Genomic DNA, 16,333 nt, shown 5'->3' on the forward strand with positions numbered 1-16,333 from the left:
ACGTGGACGCTAGATGGTGCCACCGCTTGAGGTCAACAGAAGATTTCCGGAATGTTACATAGGGCGAAAGGAATTTTCATGGCCACAGTCCCGCGTCCGGCGCGGCCGAGCCGTGCCGTCGAGGCCCAGGAGGGCGTCAAGGACCTGATCGTCCGGCGTGGACTGGTGGCCGGGGACCCCCTGCCGACCGAGTCGGAGCTCATGGAGGAGCTGCGGGTCAGCCGCAACTCGGTCAGGGAGGCGCTCAAGGCCCTGCAGGCGGTCGGCATCGTGGACATCCGCCACGGCTTCGGCATGTTCGTGGGCCGGATGTCGCTGGCGGGACTGGTGGACGAGCTGACCTTCCACAGCCGCATCACGCTGCAGAACGGCAAGAACCACCTGGCCAACCTGATCGAGATCCGCGAGATCCTGGAGAGCGGCCTCGTCGAGCGCCTCATCGAGCTGGGCCCCGAGGCCGACCTGACGCCGGTCGCCGACGTCATCGCCAGGATGGAGGCCGAGGCGCCGATCGGGCCGGTCTCCCCCGAGACCGACCGCCTCTTCCACGACCTCCTCTACCGCCCGCTCGGCAACCCGCTGGTGAGCCAGCTCCTGGGGGCGTTCTGGGACGTCTACTACCAGCTGCGCGAGGAGCTGGGCGCGCCCGACGAGCCGCCGGGCGACGTGGTCAGGCGCCATCGCGACATCTACACGGCCGTGCTGGCCGGCGACCGGGGCGCGGCCGTGGCCGCCGTGCACGCCCATTTCGAGGGTGTGCGCAACCGCGTGGCCAGGATCGGCGGCTAGTACGCGCTGAGCCGCTCCACGCGGGGATGCCAGCGCGTGCGCCACTCCCCGAACCACCGGGCGAACCAGGGGTGGGCGCCGGCCAGCGGCATGATGTAGGCCACGGTCTCCAGGTAGTAGCGCCGCTGGAACCGCCACGGCATCCGCTGCAGCTCCTGCACGTTGCTCACCCGGTCGGCCAGCTTCACGAACACCGCGTGCAGCGGCGCCTGCACGAGGGTGCTCAGGTAGTCGACCTTCACGACCCCGCGCGGCTTGGTCACCCACCGTACGAGCTCGGCCACGCCGGCGCCGTACCTGCGCGCGATGTCCGCCTCGGTGCACGGCGTGTCCTCCAGCACGTCGTGCAGCACGATCGCCACGAGCACGTCCCGGTCGGTCAGCTCGGCGCCGACCACGGCCACCTCCAGCGCCTCGAGCAGATGCTCCACGTACGGGCGCCCGGTCGGCCGCTGCTGCACCCCGTGCTGCGCGCGGGCGAACGCCACCGCGTCGCGCAGGGACTCCGTGGTCCCCGGCGGGAGCGCCTCGCTCAGGCGGCCTTCCGCCTGCGCCCAGGACGACCAGCTCGTGAAGATCTCCATCCCGCTCCTCTCGTCCCGCGTGTCCTAGGCTGAGAATATGGCCGAGATCGCCGTCGCCGACGGCTCGTGGACGTTCAACGGCGAGTTCCTGCGCATCGTCCCCGGAAGCGACAAGGGCGTGCACGAGCTGCGCAGGACGCTGGGCGAAGTCGTAGTGCCGCTGGAGGCGATCGCGAGCATGGCCTTCGAGCCGTCGCGCAAGGGCGGCCACGTGCGGATGCGGCTGCGCAAAGGGGCCGACCCGCTCTCCGACGCGGTCGCGGGGCTGCTCGGCCCGCCCGCCGACCCGTACCGGCTGACCGTCCCCAAGAGCCGCGCCGGCGCGGCCGAATACTTCGCCGACGAGGTCCGCGACACCCTGCTCGTCTACCAGACGCCCACCGCCGCCTGCGAGGACTACCTCCTGGCCGGGCCCTCCGTGCCCGTCTCGGCCACGGCGGGCGACGGCACCGCGCTCTTCGACGGGGAGCGGGTGCGGCTGGAGTGGACCGGGTTCGCGAGCACGGAGAAGGAGAAGGCCGGGCCGCAGGAGTTCCCGCTGACGGACGTGGCCGGCGTGGAGTGGAAGCCGCAGTCCGGCATGGGTTACGGCACGCTGCGGTTCCGCGTCAAGGGCGAGGGGGCCGCGCAGCCGCCGCAGAAGGACCTCCACTGCGTGTCGTGGGGCATCCAGCGCTTCGGCGGGACCACCGCCCTGGTCGCCGCGGCCGTGCTGGCCCGGCTCCCGAGGGAGGCCGAGCTGCCGCCGGCTCCCCCGCCCGTCTCCGACGACGTGCACGACGCGGTCCTGCGCCGCCTGGGGGAGCTCGGGGAGCTGCACCGGTCCGGGGTGCTGACCGACGAGGAGTTCGCGGCGGCCAAGCAGGCCATGATCCGCCGCCTCCAGGAGACGTGACCCCGCCCGAGCGGGGCAAAATGTGGCCAGATGCCCAATATCGGAGGACTTAGAGTGACCCACGACGAAGAGAAGCTCCTGCGCCGCGCCATCGAGCTGGCCGCGGAGGCCCGTGCCGGCGGCAACCCGCCGTTCGGCTCGCTGCTGGCGGGCCCGGACGGCTCGATCCTGGTCGAGGAGCGCAACAGCTCGCTCACCGACCGCGACATCACCGCGCACCCGGAGCTGAAGCTGGCCCGCTGGGCCGCCCGCGAGCTCGACCCCGCGGCCGCGGCCACGACCACCATGTACACCAGCTGCCAGCCGTGCGGGATGTGCGCGGGGGCCATCGCCCGTTCGGGCCTGGGCCGCGTCGTCTACGCGCTGTCCGGCGATCAGCTCAACGGCCTCAAGCCGCCGGGCAGCGCCTTCGTGGACCCGCCCGTCGAAGGCCCGGCCCTGTACGACGAGGCGCGCGTACCCGTCGAGGGCTATTACGTCTGACCCTTCCCGCGACGAGCGGCCTGCCGGGACGCGACCGGCCTCCGCGGTGCGACCGCGGAGCCGGGCGCCCCGGCCGGTGCGCCTCAGAGGCCGCGCAGGCGGGCCACGCCGTCGCGGCGGGCCTGGTCGGCCACCGCCGCGGCGACCGCGGGCACCACCCGGGGGTCGAACGGCTCCGGGATGATCCGCTCCGCCGACAGCTCCTCCTCGATCACGCCGGACAGGGCGTGCGCGGCGGCCATCTTCATGTTCTCGGTGATCTCCACGGCCCGCGCCGACAGGGCGCCCCTGAACACGCCGGGGAAGGCGAGCACGTTGTTGATCTGGTTGGGGAAGTCGCTGCGCCCGGTGGCCACGATGGCGGCGTGCTCCAGCGCGATCCCCGGGTGGATCTCCGGCTCGGGGTTGGACAGGGCGAACACGATGGAGCCCGGCGCCATCGACGCGATGGCCCGCTCGCTGATCGTCGAGCCCGACAGGCCGATGAAGACGTCCGCCCCGGCCATGGCCTCCTCGGTCGTGCCGGTGTGGCCCGACTGGTTCGTGCAGGTCGCGATCAGGGCCTTGTACGTGTTGAGGTCGCCGCGGCCCTGGTGGATCACACCTTTGCTGTCGGACACGATGACCTCGGAGATGCCGGCCTTGAGCAGCATGCTCGTGACCGCGAGCCCGGAGGCGCCCGCGCCGGCCACGACGGCCCGCAGGTCCCACAGCCGCCGCCCGGTCAGCCGAGCCGCGTTACGCAGCGCTGCCAGCACCACGATCGCCGTGCCGTGCTGGTCGTCGTGGAAGACCGGGATGCCCAGCCGCTCCTTGAGCCGGCGCTCCACCTCGAAGCAGCGCGGGGCGCTGATGTCCTCGAGGTTGATGCCGCCGAAGGACGGGGCCATCCGGGCGATCGTCTCCACCAGCTCGTCGACGTCCGTGCAGTCGAGGCAGATGGGCACCGAGTCCACGCCGCCGAACTGCTTGAACAGCAGCGACTTGCCCTCCATGACCGGCATGGCCGCGGTGGGGCCGATGTCGCCGAGCCCGAGCACGGCGGTGCCGTCGGTGACCACGGCGACCACGTTGGACCGCCAGGTGTAGTCGTCGGCCAGCTCCGGCCGCTCGGCGATGGCCGTGCACACGCGGGCCACCCCCGGCGTGTACGCGAGCGACAGGTCGCCGGCGTCGCGCACCGGCACCGACGGGCGCGTCTCCAATTTGCCGCCCTCGTGCAGGCGGAAAGCCGGGTCCTGGTCGAGAAGCGTGGCAAGGCTGATGGCCGGCGCGGTGATTTCGGTCGTCATCCGGAGCTCCTAGAACCGCAGCATCCGGCCGGACGGGGTGCGTAAGTCAGGCACCTCGTTCCACACCGTGGTACGCGCCGGGCGCGCCTTTTTGAGCTGTGCACGTTTCATGACGTCCATGCCTTTCTGCGCGGCCCCGTCCGCTACGTCGATGTGATTAACAACACAGCTCGAGTGTCACACGGGCGGCCATTCCCGGTTACCCCATGTCCCCCCTATATCGGAGCCACCCCCTGGTAAGAGGTACGAGGCAGTAGGGGTTGTCCGGGATAGGGGTCGGTCGGGAAATTCGAAGGACAGATACCTGCGAAAGGACAACGATGACGGTCCTGACCGCTTTTCCCACGGAAGCACCACTCGATCCGCGGACGCCATCGGCACGCCTCTCGCGGCTCCTGGATCCCGGCTCCATGGTGCCGATGCCCGGCGACGAAGAGAGCGGCGTGCAGGCCGTACACGGTCTGATCGACGGCTCGCCGGTCATCGCCTACTGCACGGACGCGACGCGCATGGGCGGCGCGCTGGGCTGGGCAGGCGCGAATCGCATCGTCGAGGCCATCCAGCTGGCCGTCCGCCGGCGCTGCCCGGTGATCGGCCTGTGGCATTCCGGCGGTGCCCGGCTGGCCGACGGCGTGGAGTCGATGGACGGCGTCGGCCGCATGTTCGCCGCCATGACCGCGGCCTCCGGCCTGATCCCGCAGATCTCGGTCGTCCTCGGACCGGCCGCGGGCGCGGCCGCCTACGGGCCCGCGCTGACCGACGTGATCATCATGTCGGACGTCGCGCGGGTCTTCATCACCGGGCCCGACGTCGTCCGCAGCGTCACCGGCGAGGAGATCGACATGGCGGGCCTCGGCGGCCCGGAGGCGCACGGCCCCAAATCGGGGGTCGCGCACATCACGGTCGACTCCGAGCAGGCGGCCTACGACCGGGCCCGCCTGCTGGCGGGGTTCTTCACCCGGCCCGGCCGGTTCGACTTCGCCGCGCTGAGCGAGCCGCGCGACCTGCGGGCCCTCCTCCCCGAGCAGCCGCGCCGCGCCTACGATGTCCGGCCGGTCCTCCGCGAGCTCCTGGACCCGGAGTTCCTGGAGTTCCAGCCCCGCTGGGCCCCCAACATGGTGATCGGGCTCGGCCGGCTGGGCGGGCGGGCCGTGGGCGTGATCGCCAACAACCCGCTGCGCAAGGGCGGCTGCCTCGACTCGCTCTCGGCGGAGAAGGCCTCGCGTTTCGTGCGGATGTGCGACTCGCTCGGCGTCCCGCTCGTGGTCGTGGTCGACGTGCCCGGCTACCTGCCCGGCGTCCAGCAGGAGTGGGGCGGCGTGGTCAGGCGGGGCGCCAAGCTCCTGCACGCCTTCGCCGAGTCGGTCGTCCCCCGCGTCACGCTCATCACCCGCAAGTCGTACGGCGGCGCCTACATCGCCATGAACTCCAGGTCGCTGGGCGCGACCGCGGTGTACGCCTGGCCCGACGCGGAGGTGGCGGTCATGGGGGCCGAGGCGGCGGTCGGCATCCTGCACCGCAAGCGGCTGGCCGCGGTGCCCGAGTCCGAGCAGGCGGACCTGCACGCGCGACTGGTGGAAGAGCATCGGCGGACGGCCGGCGGGGTCGAGCGGGCGATGTCGCTCGGTGTGGTCGACGCGGTCGTCTCGCCTCTCGAGACCCGGCTCCGGCTGGCGGAAGCACTGGCATCGGCACCGCAGGACCGCGGCTGCCACTCCAATATCCCGCTCTGAATCGAGGAGACCATGTCGAACATCAAGGTAATGCTCGTCGGCGGACCGAACCACCTCCCGGCCGAGCAGCGGATCGTGACCATCGCGAAGTTCTGCGAGAAGATCAAACTGCCTTTCGGCAGCGGGTACGAGCACTTTCTCCACAATGGCGAGCGCACGCGCGTGGACGGGCAGGAGGTGCCCGCCTACCACTGGATCATGCGGACGGCCATTGCCGAGTGACGGGTGACCGCCTAAGGGTCCGCTAGGGGTGGGAAAACAGCCGGACCGGCGATTCAATATGAGTAGTCGGGTTTGACGGATGTTTATCCCGCCGGAGAGGTGAGGCATTGAACTAGACGGCACTTCCCCTTTTGCGAAGCCCCCAGCAGAACGAGAGCCACCGCCCTAAATCAAATGGACGGTGGCTCTCGCTCTTGCTTTTCACGTAAAAACGCCGCGACGGCCGCCTTTCGGCGGCCGTCGGCGTGTCCTCCGGCATCAGCTGGCGTTCGCGAGCGTGACCCCCGTCCGGCCGCTCCGCCTGGCGGCCGAGCCGACCGCGGCCAGGGTCGCGTCGACCACGTTGGTGTCCACGCCCACGCCCCAGACCGTCGTGCCGTCCACCTTGCATTCGGCGTAGACCGTCGTCTTCATGCTCGTGACGCGCTCGGTGCCGTCGGCCCGGTGCACCGCCCGCACGTCGACGCCCCAGGGCGCCATCGTGACGCCGATGGCCCGCACGGCCTGCTCCTGCTGGCCGTCCATGTGGAGCGTCGCGGTGATCCGGTCGCCCCGCCCCAGGGTGTCGGTCCGGGCCTGGCCGGTGAGGTACTCCTGCTCGAACAGCGCCCAGATCTCGTCGGGCGTCAGCTCGCTGCCCCGTGCCTCCGCCCGGGCCTGGACCAGCCCGGCGAACTCCCGCTGCAGCTCGCGGGGCAGCCGCATCCCGTGCCAGGCGCTCATGACGTACGCGATGCCGCCCTTGCCCGACTGGCTGTTGATCCGCACGATCGCCTCGTACGTGCGCCCGACGTCCTTGGGGTCCACCGGCAGGTACGGCATGCTCCACGGCATCTCGTCGACCTCGACGCCGCTCTCACCGGCGGCCCGCTCCAGATCGTCGAAGCCCTTCTTGATCGCGTCCTGGTGCGAACCGGAGAAGGCGGTGTACACGAGCTCGCCGCCGTAAGGGTGCCGGGGGTGCACGGGGATCTCGTTGCAGAGCTCGACGGTGTCGCGGATCCGGTCGATGTCGGAGAAGTCGATCCCCGGGTCCACCCCGTGGGTGAACATGTTCATGCCGAGCGTCACCAGGCAGACGTTGCCCGCCCGCTCGCCGTTGCCGAACAGGCACCCCTCGATGCGCTCGGCCCCGGCCAGCAGCGCCAGCTCGGACGCGGCCACCCCCGTGCCGCGGTCGTTGTGCGGGTGGATGGACAGGCAGACGTGCTCCCTGCGGGAGAGGTTGCGGTCCAGCCATTCGATCTGGTCGGCGAACACCGAGGGCAGGGAGCGCTCCACGGTGGTGGGGAAGTTCAGGATGATCGGGCGGCCGGGGCCGGTCTCCCACACGTCCATGACCGCCTCGCAGACCTCGAGGGCGAAGTCCGCCTCGGTCTCGTTGAACAGCTCGGGCGAGTACTGGTAGCGCAGGTCGCAGTCCGCCAGGTCCCGCTCGGCGTACTTCATCATCAGCCGGGTGCCCTGCACGGCCAGGTCCTTGCACTGGGCGCGGTCCATGTTGAACACCACGCGCCGGAACAACGGCGCGGTCGCGTTGTAGAGGTGGAACGTGGCGCGGGGGGCGCCGGCCAGCGCGGTGACCGAGCGCTCGATCAGCTCGTCCCGCGCCGGTACGAGCACCGAGATCCATACGTCGTCCGGGATGCGGTCCTGCTCGATGAGCATCCGGACGAAGTCGTAGTCGTCCTGGCTGGCCACGGGGAATCCGACTTCGATCTCCTTGTAGCCGAGGTCGACGAGCAGCTCGAACATCCGCAGCTTCCGGGCCGGCGACATCGGGTTGGCCAGCGACTGGTTTCCGTCGCGGAGGTCCGTCGACAGCCAGCGGGGCGCCGCCACGATCCTCTTGTCCGGCCAGGTACGGTCGGGCAGGGCCAGCGGGGTGAAGTTCGAATAGCGCTCGACGGGACGGGTCGGGGCCATCGTGAATCTCCTTCGCAGGTCTCATGGTGTGGCTCTAGGAGATCTCCGCACTCAACGTACAAGCGGCGACGGGCCCGCGAACAGGTCGGGGATCATGAGAGTGCCGGTCCTGACCAAGGGATTCCGCAGGGGTATCGAGAGTGCGCGCCCCCGGTATCTTTCGACGCACCCCCCTTCTCCGGCCCCTGCCGGCCCTGCACACTCCGATCATGGCGACTATCGAACCGGCGATCCGGCGAGGCGGTCTGTGCTTCGCGGAGGCGCGGCCTACGGTGCAGTTCATCTTCCTGCTGCGCTTCCTCACCGGCACGGCGCTGTGCGCCTCGGTCGCCGGCGACGACGGCCACCTGGGCAGAACGGTCTGGGGCGCCGCGGCATGGGTGATGATGATCTTCGCCGTCTACCTCTTCAACGGCGTCATGGACGTGCCGGAGGACCGGCTCAACGGCTCACGCAGGCCCATCGTCCGCGGCGACCTACCGCCGGGCTTCGCCAGCGCGGTCGCGATCGGGGCGGCCCTGCTGTCGCTCGCGGCCGGGTTCGCGCTCGCCCCGCTGATGGGCGGCATGCTCGCCGTCGTGCTGACGCTCGGCTACCTCTACTCGGGCCCGCCGTTCCCGCTCAAGCGCAGCTCCGGCGGCACGGTCCTGACGGGAGGCGTGGCCACCCTGCTCACCTACTACGGGGGCGCCTTCTCCTACGCGAGCGAGATCAGGAGCTCGCTGATGCTGGTCGTCTTCGTGCTCGCCGCGTCACTGTGGACCGCTCTCGTGGGCTCGACGACCAAGGACCTGCCCGACATCGAGGGCGACGCCCGCGCCGGGCGGATGACCTTCGCGGTCATGCACGGCGAGCGCGTCCTGCGGCTGACGATCTGCTGCATGGCGATCGGGCTGGCGCTGGCCTTCGCCGCGGCCGTCCTGCTGCTGAAGCTCCCGCTGTGGCCGTCCGCGCTCGCCATGATCGGCGGGGCACTGGTCATCACGGTCCTGTGCTTCAAGGGCCGCCGCCGCGAGCCGTACGGCGCCTTCATGGCCACCCAGTACGCGCTGCACGGCCTGGCGATCCTGCCGCTCCTCCTCATCTGACAGGCGGACCGGCCGATCAGACCGCGCAGTCCGCGCCGGTCGAGCCGGGCGGGAAGGCCTCCTCCACCCGCCGGCAGACCGTCTCGGTCAGCAGGAGCCTGACGGAACCCACGTTCATCTCCAGATGGACCGGGTCGCGCGTGCTGGGCACCGGCACCACGTCCGGCCCCCGCGACAGCAACCAGGCCAGGGCCAGGCGGCCCGTGCTGACGTCCATGTTCGCCGCCTCGGTCTGCAGCCGCCGGAGCATCGCGCCGTTGCGCGGGAGGTTGTGCGGCGAGAACCGGGGATCCGCCCGGCGAGGGTCGGCCGGGCCGAGCCGCGAGGGCGACAGGCTACGCCCGGTCAGGAAGCCGCGGCCCAGCGGCCGGCCGGCCAGCACGCCGATCCCGAGCTCGCGCGCCACCGGCAGCTGGTCGAGCTCGACCGTACGGTGCCAAAGGGAGTATTCCATCGCCAGGGCGGTCACCGGATGGACCGCGTGCGCCCGGCGGAGCTCGTCCCCCGTCACCCCCGACAGGCCGACGTGGCGGGCCTTGCCCGCGGTCACCAGGTCCGCCAACTGGTGGGCGGTCTCCTCGACCGGTACGGACGGCTCCTCGTGGCTCGCGATGTAGAGGTCGACGTAGTCGACGCCCAGGCGCTTCAACGAGGCGTCGCACGACTGCGCCAGCTCGCCGCAGCCGGTGCCGCGCCGGACGGTCCGCGTCGCCAGGAGCACGTCCTCGCGCCAGGGCCGGACGGCCTCGCCGACGAGCCGCTCGACCTCCCCGTCGGCCTGGTCGTCGGACATGTCGAGCAGCGTCACGCCCACGTCGAGAACGTAGTGGATCAACGCCAGGGACTCCGAGCGGTCCACGTCGCCGTACACGCCTGAGAGGGCCAGACACCCGAAGCCCAGACACGAGGTGATCAGCCCCGCATCGCCCAGCCTTCTGCTGTCCACGACACTCCCCTCCATTTGGCCGTCACGTTATACATACGATCTGCGGGCCGCGATTGTGCCACAACCCCTATCCCCCCTGTGGGCGGATGAATAAGGGGAGAATCTTTCCCGTTTAAGCCGCCTGACACAGAACGCAACGATCAGTTATACACCCAGTTAATGGCGCTGCCCACCGCGCGGACTCCGCGCGGTGGGCAGGATCTGGGAGGGGTTAGCGGACGGTCGGGCTCAGCTCCAGATCGGTGGGAAGATCCGATCTCTGAGTGATTCCGAGCTTGCGATAGATGCGCGTCAAGTGCTGTTCCACCGTACTCACCGTGATGAACAGCTTGGCCGCGATCTCCCGGTTGGTGTAGCCGACCGAGGCCAGGCCGGCGACCCGGCGCTCGGCGTCGCTGAGGATCGCCACGACCTTGCTGATCTCCGCGTTCTGCCCGTCGCCGGCGGAGGAGCCGTCACCGGCCAGCGCCTGGCTCAGCGGCTGGGCGCCGCACTCCTGCGCGAGGATGCGCGTACGGCTGGCGATGATCCCCGCCCTGCGGAACTCCCCGACGCTGTGGAACGCCTCGGTGAGCTCGAACAGCGACCGGGCCAGCTCGTAGCGGTCGCCGCAGGCCTGCAGCCGGTCCGTGGACTGCCGCAGCAGCATGGGCCGGTGCCGGAGCTCGCTCGTGGCGGCCAGCAGGCGCAGCGCGACCCCTTGCGTACGGGAGGCCATGGGGCCGCAGCGCGACAACTGCTCCTCGACCAGGGAACGGGCCTCGTCGTGCTCGCCCATCCGGATGAGCGCCTCGGCCGCGTCGGCACGCCAGGCGATGAAGCCCGGCGTGTCCATCTCCCACTCGCCCATGAGCTCGCCGCAGAAGCGGAAGTCCCGCAGCGCCGCCGCCGGATGGTCCACGGCCAGGTGGTAGCGCCCGCGGGCGTGCAGGTAGTGCAGCCCGAAGCGGGTGCGCAGCATGGCCTCCGGGACCGCGGTGTTGACCTGGGCGAGCGCCTGGTCGTACTGCCCCATGGCCGTGCTGGCCAGCATCAGGTTGGCCAGCGGGGAACCCACGGTCACCCCCCAGCTGGCCGGCGGGATGAGCTCCAGGGCCAGGCGCGCGGACGAGGCCGCGGTCTCCAGATCGCCGCGCCGCATGGCGATCTCGGCGCGGATCGCGGTGAGCCGGGCCCGGCGGGCCGGCGCGCTGCGGGACTGCGCCTCCTCGATGAAGGCGTCGCACCACGGCGCCGCCTTGTCCGACCAGCCGCCGTAGGTGAGCGCGAGCAGCGAGCTCTCCACCGTGTCCATGGACATCTCGTCCAGGCGGGAGCTGTGCAGGATCCGCTCCACCGTGGACAGGGTGCGCTCGCGGGGACCGCGGGTGAGCACCGAGGTCAGAGCGTTGATCGCCTCCAGCCGCCGGCTCACCCGCACCGGTAGGACGGCCTCCTTGTTCTGCTCGGTGGTCGCCCTGTTGACGTGGGCGAGCAACGGCGGCGCCGAGGCGCGCAGCCACAACCGGGTGCCGACGAGCTCGGCCACGGTCTGCGGCTCGGTGTCGCCGCTCTCCTTCAGGTGTTCGAGCACCTGGCAGGCGTCGTCCACCTTGCCGTGCCAGAGCAGCGCCCTGGCCAGCACGACCGCGTCGCTGCCGCGCAGGGTGCCGTTGTGCAGGGCGTCGGTCAGCTCGGCTATGTGCTCGGCCGGGGTGCTGGGGTTGATGCGCCACTCCGCGCGCATCAGGAGCGTGGCGATGGTCGTACGCCGCCGCTCGTCCGTGCAGCAGCGCCAGGCGAGCTTGAGATAGTCGACGGCCTCGTCCACGAACCCGTCGTCCAGCCGGTGCAGCGCCGCGGCCTCCAGCACGGGGACGGCCCACGGCAGGTCGGTGGCGTCGGCGCCGACCAGGTGCTCGGCTATCGCGACGTCGTCGGCCGCCTCCAGGTGCAGCAGCTCGGCGGCCCTGCGGTGCACGCTGCGCCGCATCTCGTCGCCCAGCTCGGCCAGCACCGTCTCCCTGGCGATCTCGGCCCGGTAGTGGCCCGACTCCAGCAGCCCGGCGGTCTCCAGCCAGCGGGTGGCCTGGGCGACCGTCGTGCCGTCCGCGTCGACCAGGCGCTGCAGGAGCTCCGGGTCGTCCAGCACCGCGAGCCAGCCGGCGACCTGCAGGAGCGCGGGGTCGGCCCGGTGCAGACAGGACAGCACGGCCTCGCCGTAACGCTCGGCGGGGGCGCCGCCGCTCGTCCCGAAGTCCTCGATCAGGCCCCTGAGCAGGAGCGGGTTGCCGCCACTCAGCGCGTACCAGTCCGGTGCGACGGCTTCGGCCGCCGCCTCGCCCAGGTGCTCGGCCGCCATGCTCACCACCGCGTCGTACGACAGCGGCGCCAGCCTTACGGCTGTGCAGTGCGGCTGGCGCAGCATCTCGGTGGCGAAGAAGCCGTGGGTGTGCGGCCGGTAGTCGGTCTGGCCGAACACCGCCATGAGCGGGGAGTATCTGGCCCTGCGGACGAGGTAGGAGAGGCAGAGCAGCGAGGCCCTGTCGGCCAGGTGGACGTCGTCGACGACGATCACCAGCGGGTGGCGCTCGGCGAGCGAGAGCAGCACCGCGGACAACGAGTGGACGATCTGGGCGTCCACCTGTTCAAAGCTCTCCCCCTTCGCGGGGGAGGCCATCTGCGCGCCCTCTCGCAGCAGGTCAGCCGCGAGCGCGCGTACGTCTTCCTGTAACGGCGCGTTCTGGAAGAGCTGGCCGAGCACGCCCAGCGGCAGGTCGCTCTCCGCCCGGGTGGCGGAGGCCACCAGCGGCAGCGCGCCGTGTTCCAGAGCCTGCTCGGCGAAGGCGTGCAGGAGGTCGCTCTTGCCCGTCGCAACGACTCCCGTCACCATTGCGACCCGGCCCTTGCCGCCCACGGCCTCGGTGAGGAGACCTTGCATGGAGGCCATGGCGGTGTCTCTTTCGTACAGCCCCATGTTGGACACCCCTTTTAGAAAGGCAATTTCCGGCCGGAAGGGGTTCTGAGGTCCAAGGAGCCATTCAGCTCTTTTTTCGGCTTCGAATTCACGATCCGTCGGACTTGCCGCATGACCCTCAACCTCTTCCGTATCCGGTTATGGGTTGACGGTCATCACGTTAGGTGTCAGTTCGGGGTGCCCACAATATGGCTTATCCTTAATAACGTCCGCCGCTCCATACGGACCAGTCCGTCTCCAACTTTCGGACCAACGGGTGGTCCGAGTCGATCGGCCGGGCGGTCGACTCGGTGCGGCGCCTCGGTGCGGCACCAGGCCCTGGGCCACCGTCCGCGGCCCCGCGGCCCAGGGGTGGGCCAGGGCCCGGCCGTCCCGGCGAAGCGCTTGAATCATTTATTACCCACGCGTAAACATTGACCGAGCAGCGCCAATGCGAGCCGTGCTCATGTCGATCTGGGCCTTACCGACCGCGGCGGCTTCACATCTCACAAACGACCCCTATTGGACGGTGAGCACAAGATCAGCCCCGCCTCCCCGCTCCCCGGAGGCCCCCGCCGAGCCGCCACGAGATAGGGCACCCTAAGTCACGAAATATTGACATTCCTACGTCGCAGGCGTTCCCACTGGTCACAGGGCTCGCGGGCCCGGAGCGCAGCCCGCGGCGCATCGGGGCCTATGTTCATACAGTTGCCTACTCATCAGTGTTGACCCAAGATGTAAGCATTCGTGCATTTCCAAGGGGACATGGTGGGAGAAATTGCGCAAAGGGGCGAGCATGATGCCACGGGGACGGCGAATCTTATCGAGGAGTGTCGAGCCGACATACTGAGCAAGTACGAGCAGGGACTGGCCTCGATCGGCAGCGTACTGATCAGGGATCAGCACACGAAAGCCCAGGTCATGGCTAACGCGGGCGAGATCCTGACGGAGATGGCCGGCACGCTGCGAGCAGGTCGCTTGCTCGACGACGAGACGTCCCGTTTCCTGTCCTGGGACATCGGCGTGTCCAGAGCGTCCGCCGGTATCCACCCGAGAGAGTCCCTCCTGGCCGCGTCGGTCTTCTTCCGCGCCGCATTCACTACTCTTAGTCACCGACTTCAGGACGACACCCAGGCCGCCAGGCTGCTCAGGCTTGTGGTGACGGCTCTGGAACAGAGCATCTCCCTGCGGATCAGAGAGGCTTCAAGCAGCTACACCGGGTTCTTGCTGAACCAGGTGACCGAGGCGCAGATGGCCGAGCGCCGCCGGATCGCCAGGGAGTTACACGACCGCATCGGGCACAGCCTCAGCGTCGCCCAGCGCCAGCTGGAGCTGTCGAACCTCTACCGGCCGTCCGAGCCGGCCAAGGCGCTGGCCAAGCTGGAAATGGCGCAGCAGGCCATCCAGGAGACGATGTGCAGCCTGCGCCAGGTGACCTCCGACCTCCACCCTCCCGACGGGAGGACCCTGGAGAAGGGACTGCTCGGCTACCTGGACGTGATCGGGACCGACGACGTACAGGTCGAGCTCGTCGTCAACGGCGACCAGAGCTGGGCGCCCCCGATCGTCAGCGAGGAGTGCCTGCTCATCCTGCGCGAAGCGGCCCGCAACGCGCTCACCCACGGAGACCCTTCGACCATCTTCATCAGGATCGACGTCGCGCCGCACGAGCTGATCGCCTCCGTGATCGACGACGGCTGCGGCTTCGACCCGAGCCAGCAGGCGCCCAAGGGCAGCCTGGGCCTGTCCTCCATCCGGGAACGCACCCAGCTGCTCGGCGGCACGGTCAACATCGTGAGCGAACCCGGCAAGGGGGCAAGGGTCGACCTCGCGGTGCCCATCCAGAGGCGACCCGATGATCAGGAGTGAGCAACCGACCACAGTGGCCATCGTGGACGACCACGCGCTGTTCCGCGAGGGCCTCAGGGAGATCCTGGAGTCTCAGGAGGGGCTGGTCGTGGTGGGCGAGGCCGGCACCTCCAGCGGCGCGCTCAAAATGGTGGCCGACAAGAAGCCGGACATTCTCCTGCTCGACGTGGAGATCCCCGGCGACTCCGCCACCGACACCGTGACCCGCCTGCGCATCCAGTCACCGAACACGCAGATCATCATCCTGAGCATGTACGACGGACCGCAGCTGCTGCACCGGCTCCTGGCCGCCGGCATCCGCGGATACCTGCTGAAGAGCGTCCACTGGCACGAGCTGGTGTCGGCCATCCGCAGCGTGCACGACGAGCCGGAACGGGTCGTGCTCGCCGTCTCCCGCGAGAGCCTCGCCCAGATGGAGAGCACACCGTCCGAGGTGCTGACGAGCAAGGAACGGGAGGTCCTCGAGCTGGCCGCGCAGGCGCTCAGCAACCGGCAGATCGCCGCCCGCATCAACACCACGGAAGCCACGGTGAAGCGCCACCTGCGCAACATCTTCGTCAAGCTCGGGGCCGCCTCGCGCATCGACGCCGTCAACCGGGCGATCGACGCCTCACTGATCACACCATCACGGACACGATCCGACAACTAACCCTAAATCGCCATATATCTGTATAAATCAGACCCCCTTCCCGGGGTAGGTTCACCCCGCAACCGTCTCCGGAGAGCCCGAGAAGAAGCGCCCGAACATTTTCTTCCGCGAAGGCCCTGCCTAGCGTGGAATTGTGAACACCAATGCATTCATCGGGAGCATCCTCCCGCCGTGGGTGGTGGCGGTCGACACGTTCGACGACCACGACGCGGTGCTCTTCCCTGCGGAAGAAGAGGTGATCAGCCGATCGGTGGAGAGCCGGCGCAAGGAGTTCGCCACGGCACGCATGTGCGCCAGGACCGCAATGGGGCTGCTCGGCCTGCCCGAGCAGCCCATCCTGCCGGGCGTGCGCGGTGAACCTCAGTGGCCGACGGGCTTCGTGGGCAGCATCACCCACTGCGCCGGTTACCGCGGCGCCGTCCTCAGCCCCGGCACCGACACCATCACGATCGGCATCGACGCCGAGCCCAACCAGCCGCTGTCCTACGGCGTCCTGGAAGCGGTCTCCCTGGCTGAGGAGCGCAAGTCGCTGAGCGCGCTCGCCGCCGACTACCCGGACGTCGCCTGGGACCGCCTGCTGTTCTCGGCGAAGGAGTCGGTCTACAAGGCCTGGTTCCCGCTGGCGAAGCGGTGGCTCGACTTCGAGGACGCGATCCTCACCTTCAACCCGGTGCAGGGCACGTTCTCCGCCCGGCTCCTGGTGACCGGGCCGCACGTGGAGGGCCGGCAGCTGATGGGCTTCTCCGGCACGTGGAAGGCCCAGGACGGTCTCATCGTCACCGCCATCGTCAAGGCCTCCGGCCCCGCCACCCGCCGCCACCGCGCGGCGCACAGGCGCCCCGCCGCCCAGCCCGTCAAGGCCTGACCCGGCCGGACGGCGCGGCCCACTCCTGCCGCGCCCGATTCCGTATCTCCGGCCGGG

The 16,333-nt window shown here is 69.9% G+C and carries 14 protein-coding genes; 9 read left to right on the forward strand and 5 right to left on the reverse strand.

The window, feature by feature from the left end; genetic code table 11:
* The first annotated feature begins 78 nt into the window (after window positions 1-78).
* The gene (locus ACWDRB_RS30815) at window positions 79-789 is read left to right on the forward strand and encodes a FadR/GntR family transcriptional regulator (RefSeq protein ID WP_449899473.1); all 711 of its coding nucleotides are present in this window, start codon (window positions 79-81) and stop codon (window positions 787-789) included.
* Here the strand turns inward: ACWDRB_RS30815 and ACWDRB_RS30820 are convergent.
* Window positions 786-1,373, reverse strand: coding sequence for an HD domain-containing protein (locus ACWDRB_RS30820; RefSeq protein WP_449899475.1), 588 nt, complete (start codon window positions 1,371-1,373; stop codon window positions 786-788). The genes ACWDRB_RS30815 and ACWDRB_RS30820 overlap by 4 nt on opposite strands.
* Before the next feature lie 37 nt (window positions 1,374-1,410).
* Here ACWDRB_RS30820 and ACWDRB_RS30825 point away from each other — a divergent pair, with 37 nt between their 5' ends.
* Entirely contained in the window at window positions 1,411-2,268 is an 858-nt protein-coding gene (locus tag ACWDRB_RS30825) for a DUF4429 domain-containing protein (protein ID WP_449899477.1), read from the forward strand.
* 54 nt (window positions 2,269-2,322) lie between these two features.
* Window positions 2,323-2,751: a nucleoside deaminase gene (locus tag ACWDRB_RS30830; protein WP_350728266.1), complete on the forward strand. Its 429-nt coding sequence runs from the start codon at window positions 2,323-2,325 to the stop codon at window positions 2,749-2,751.
* 83 nt (window positions 2,752-2,834) lie between these two features.
* On the opposite strand, the gene ACWDRB_RS30835 is transcribed toward ACWDRB_RS30830, so the two are convergent.
* On the reverse strand, window positions 2,835-4,043 hold the full coding sequence (locus ACWDRB_RS30835; RefSeq protein WP_449899479.1) for an NAD(P)-dependent malic enzyme: 1,209 nt from the start codon (window positions 4,041-4,043) through the stop codon (window positions 2,835-2,837).
* A gap of 320 nt (window positions 4,044-4,363) precedes the next feature.
* On the opposite strand from ACWDRB_RS30835, the gene ACWDRB_RS30840 reads away from it, so the two are divergent.
* Both ACWDRB_RS30840 and ACWDRB_RS30845 read left to right on the forward strand, forming a co-directional pair.
* Entirely contained in the window at window positions 4,364-5,776 is a 1,413-nt protein-coding gene (locus tag ACWDRB_RS30840; RefSeq protein WP_449899482.1) for an acyl-CoA carboxylase subunit beta, read from the forward strand.
* Between the two features lie 12 nt (window positions 5,777-5,788).
* Entirely contained in the window at window positions 5,789-5,998 is a 210-nt protein-coding gene (locus tag ACWDRB_RS30845; RefSeq protein ID WP_449899485.1) for a DUF5988 family protein, read from the forward strand.
* A gap of 258 nt (window positions 5,999-6,256) precedes the next feature.
* Here the strand turns inward: ACWDRB_RS30845 and ACWDRB_RS30850 are convergent, their stop codons facing one another.
* Window positions 6,257-7,924 carry a 2-isopropylmalate synthase gene (locus ACWDRB_RS30850; protein WP_449899487.1) on the reverse strand — a complete coding sequence of 556 codons (1,668 nt, stop codon included), beginning with the start codon at window positions 7,922-7,924 and terminating at the stop codon, window positions 6,257-6,259.
* 209 nt (window positions 7,925-8,133) lie between these two features.
* Here ACWDRB_RS30850 and ACWDRB_RS30855 point away from each other — a divergent pair, with 209 nt between their 5' ends.
* Window positions 8,134-9,012 carry a UbiA family prenyltransferase gene (locus ACWDRB_RS30855; protein WP_449899490.1) on the forward strand — a complete coding sequence of 293 codons (879 nt, stop codon included), beginning with the start codon at window positions 8,134-8,136 and terminating at the stop codon, window positions 9,010-9,012.
* A gap of 16 nt (window positions 9,013-9,028) precedes the next feature.
* Here ACWDRB_RS30855 and ACWDRB_RS30860 read toward each other — a convergent pair whose 3' ends face one another.
* Both ACWDRB_RS30860 and ACWDRB_RS30865 read right to left on the reverse strand, forming a co-directional pair.
* Window positions 9,029-9,958, reverse strand: coding sequence for an aldo/keto reductase (locus ACWDRB_RS30860; RefSeq protein ID WP_449899492.1), 930 nt, complete (start codon window positions 9,956-9,958; stop codon window positions 9,029-9,031).
* Between the two features lie 211 nt (window positions 9,959-10,169).
* Window positions 10,170-12,914, reverse strand: coding sequence for an AAA family ATPase (locus ACWDRB_RS30865; RefSeq protein ID WP_449899494.1), 2,745 nt, complete (start codon window positions 12,912-12,914; stop codon window positions 10,170-10,172).
* 900 nt (window positions 12,915-13,814) lie between these two features.
* Here ACWDRB_RS30865 and ACWDRB_RS30870 point away from each other — a divergent pair.
* The 3 genes from ACWDRB_RS30870 (at window position 13,815) to ACWDRB_RS30880 (ending at window position 16,276) form a co-directional block, all read left to right on the forward strand.
* Window positions 13,815-14,762, forward strand: a complete 948-nt coding sequence (locus ACWDRB_RS30870; RefSeq protein ID WP_355199580.1) for a sensor histidine kinase — start codon at window positions 13,815-13,817, stop codon at window positions 14,760-14,762.
* The gene (locus ACWDRB_RS30875) at window positions 14,749-15,411 is read left to right on the forward strand and encodes a response regulator transcription factor (protein WP_355199581.1); all 663 of its coding nucleotides are present in this window, start codon (window positions 14,749-14,751) and stop codon (window positions 15,409-15,411) included. Before ACWDRB_RS30870 ends, ACWDRB_RS30875 begins: the two co-directional genes overlap by 14 nt.
* A 133-nt stretch (window positions 15,412-15,544) precedes the next feature.
* A complete protein-coding gene (locus ACWDRB_RS30880; protein ID WP_350728276.1) occupies window positions 15,545-16,276 on the forward strand; it encodes a 4'-phosphopantetheinyl transferase family protein in 732 nt (243 codons plus the stop codon).
* The last annotated feature ends 57 nt before the right edge of the window (window positions 16,277-16,333 follow it).

The sequence above is a fragment of the Nonomuraea sp. NPDC003707 genome (assembly GCF_053587055.1).

Excerpts from the sequence above, each read along its gene's own strand:
- ACWDRB_RS30815 (WP_449899473.1), top strand. The coding sequence starts at position 79 with ATGGCCACAGTCCCGCGTCCGGCGCGGCCGAGCCGTGCCGTCGAGGCC.
- ACWDRB_RS30820 (WP_449899475.1), bottom strand. The coding sequence starts at position 1,373 with ATGGAGATCTTCACGAGCTGGTCGTCCTGGGCGCAGGCGGAAGGCCGC.
- ACWDRB_RS30825 (WP_449899477.1), top strand. The coding sequence starts at position 1,411 with ATGGCCGAGATCGCCGTCGCCGACGGCTCGTGGACGTTCAACGGCGAG.
- ACWDRB_RS30835 (WP_449899479.1), bottom strand. The coding sequence starts at position 4,043 with ATGACGACCGAAATCACCGCGCCGGCCATCAGCCTTGCCACGCTTCTC.
- ACWDRB_RS30840 (WP_449899482.1), top strand. The coding sequence starts at position 4,364 with ATGACGGTCCTGACCGCTTTTCCCACGGAAGCACCACTCGATCCGCGG.
- ACWDRB_RS30845 (WP_449899485.1), top strand. The coding sequence starts at position 5,789 with ATGTCGAACATCAAGGTAATGCTCGTCGGCGGACCGAACCACCTCCCG.
- ACWDRB_RS30850 (WP_449899487.1), bottom strand. The coding sequence starts at position 7,924 with ATGGCCCCGACCCGTCCCGTCGAGCGCTATTCGAACTTCACCCCGCTG.
- ACWDRB_RS30855 (WP_449899490.1), top strand. The coding sequence starts at position 8,134 with ATGGCGACTATCGAACCGGCGATCCGGCGAGGCGGTCTGTGCTTCGCG.
- ACWDRB_RS30865 (WP_449899494.1), bottom strand. The coding sequence starts at position 12,914 with ATGGGGCTGTACGAAAGAGACACCGCCATGGCCTCCATGCAAGGTCTC.
- ACWDRB_RS30870 (WP_355199580.1), top strand. The coding sequence starts at position 13,815 with ATGGCTAACGCGGGCGAGATCCTGACGGAGATGGCCGGCACGCTGCGA.
- ACWDRB_RS30875 (WP_355199581.1), top strand. The coding sequence starts at position 14,749 with ATGATCAGGAGTGAGCAACCGACCACAGTGGCCATCGTGGACGACCAC.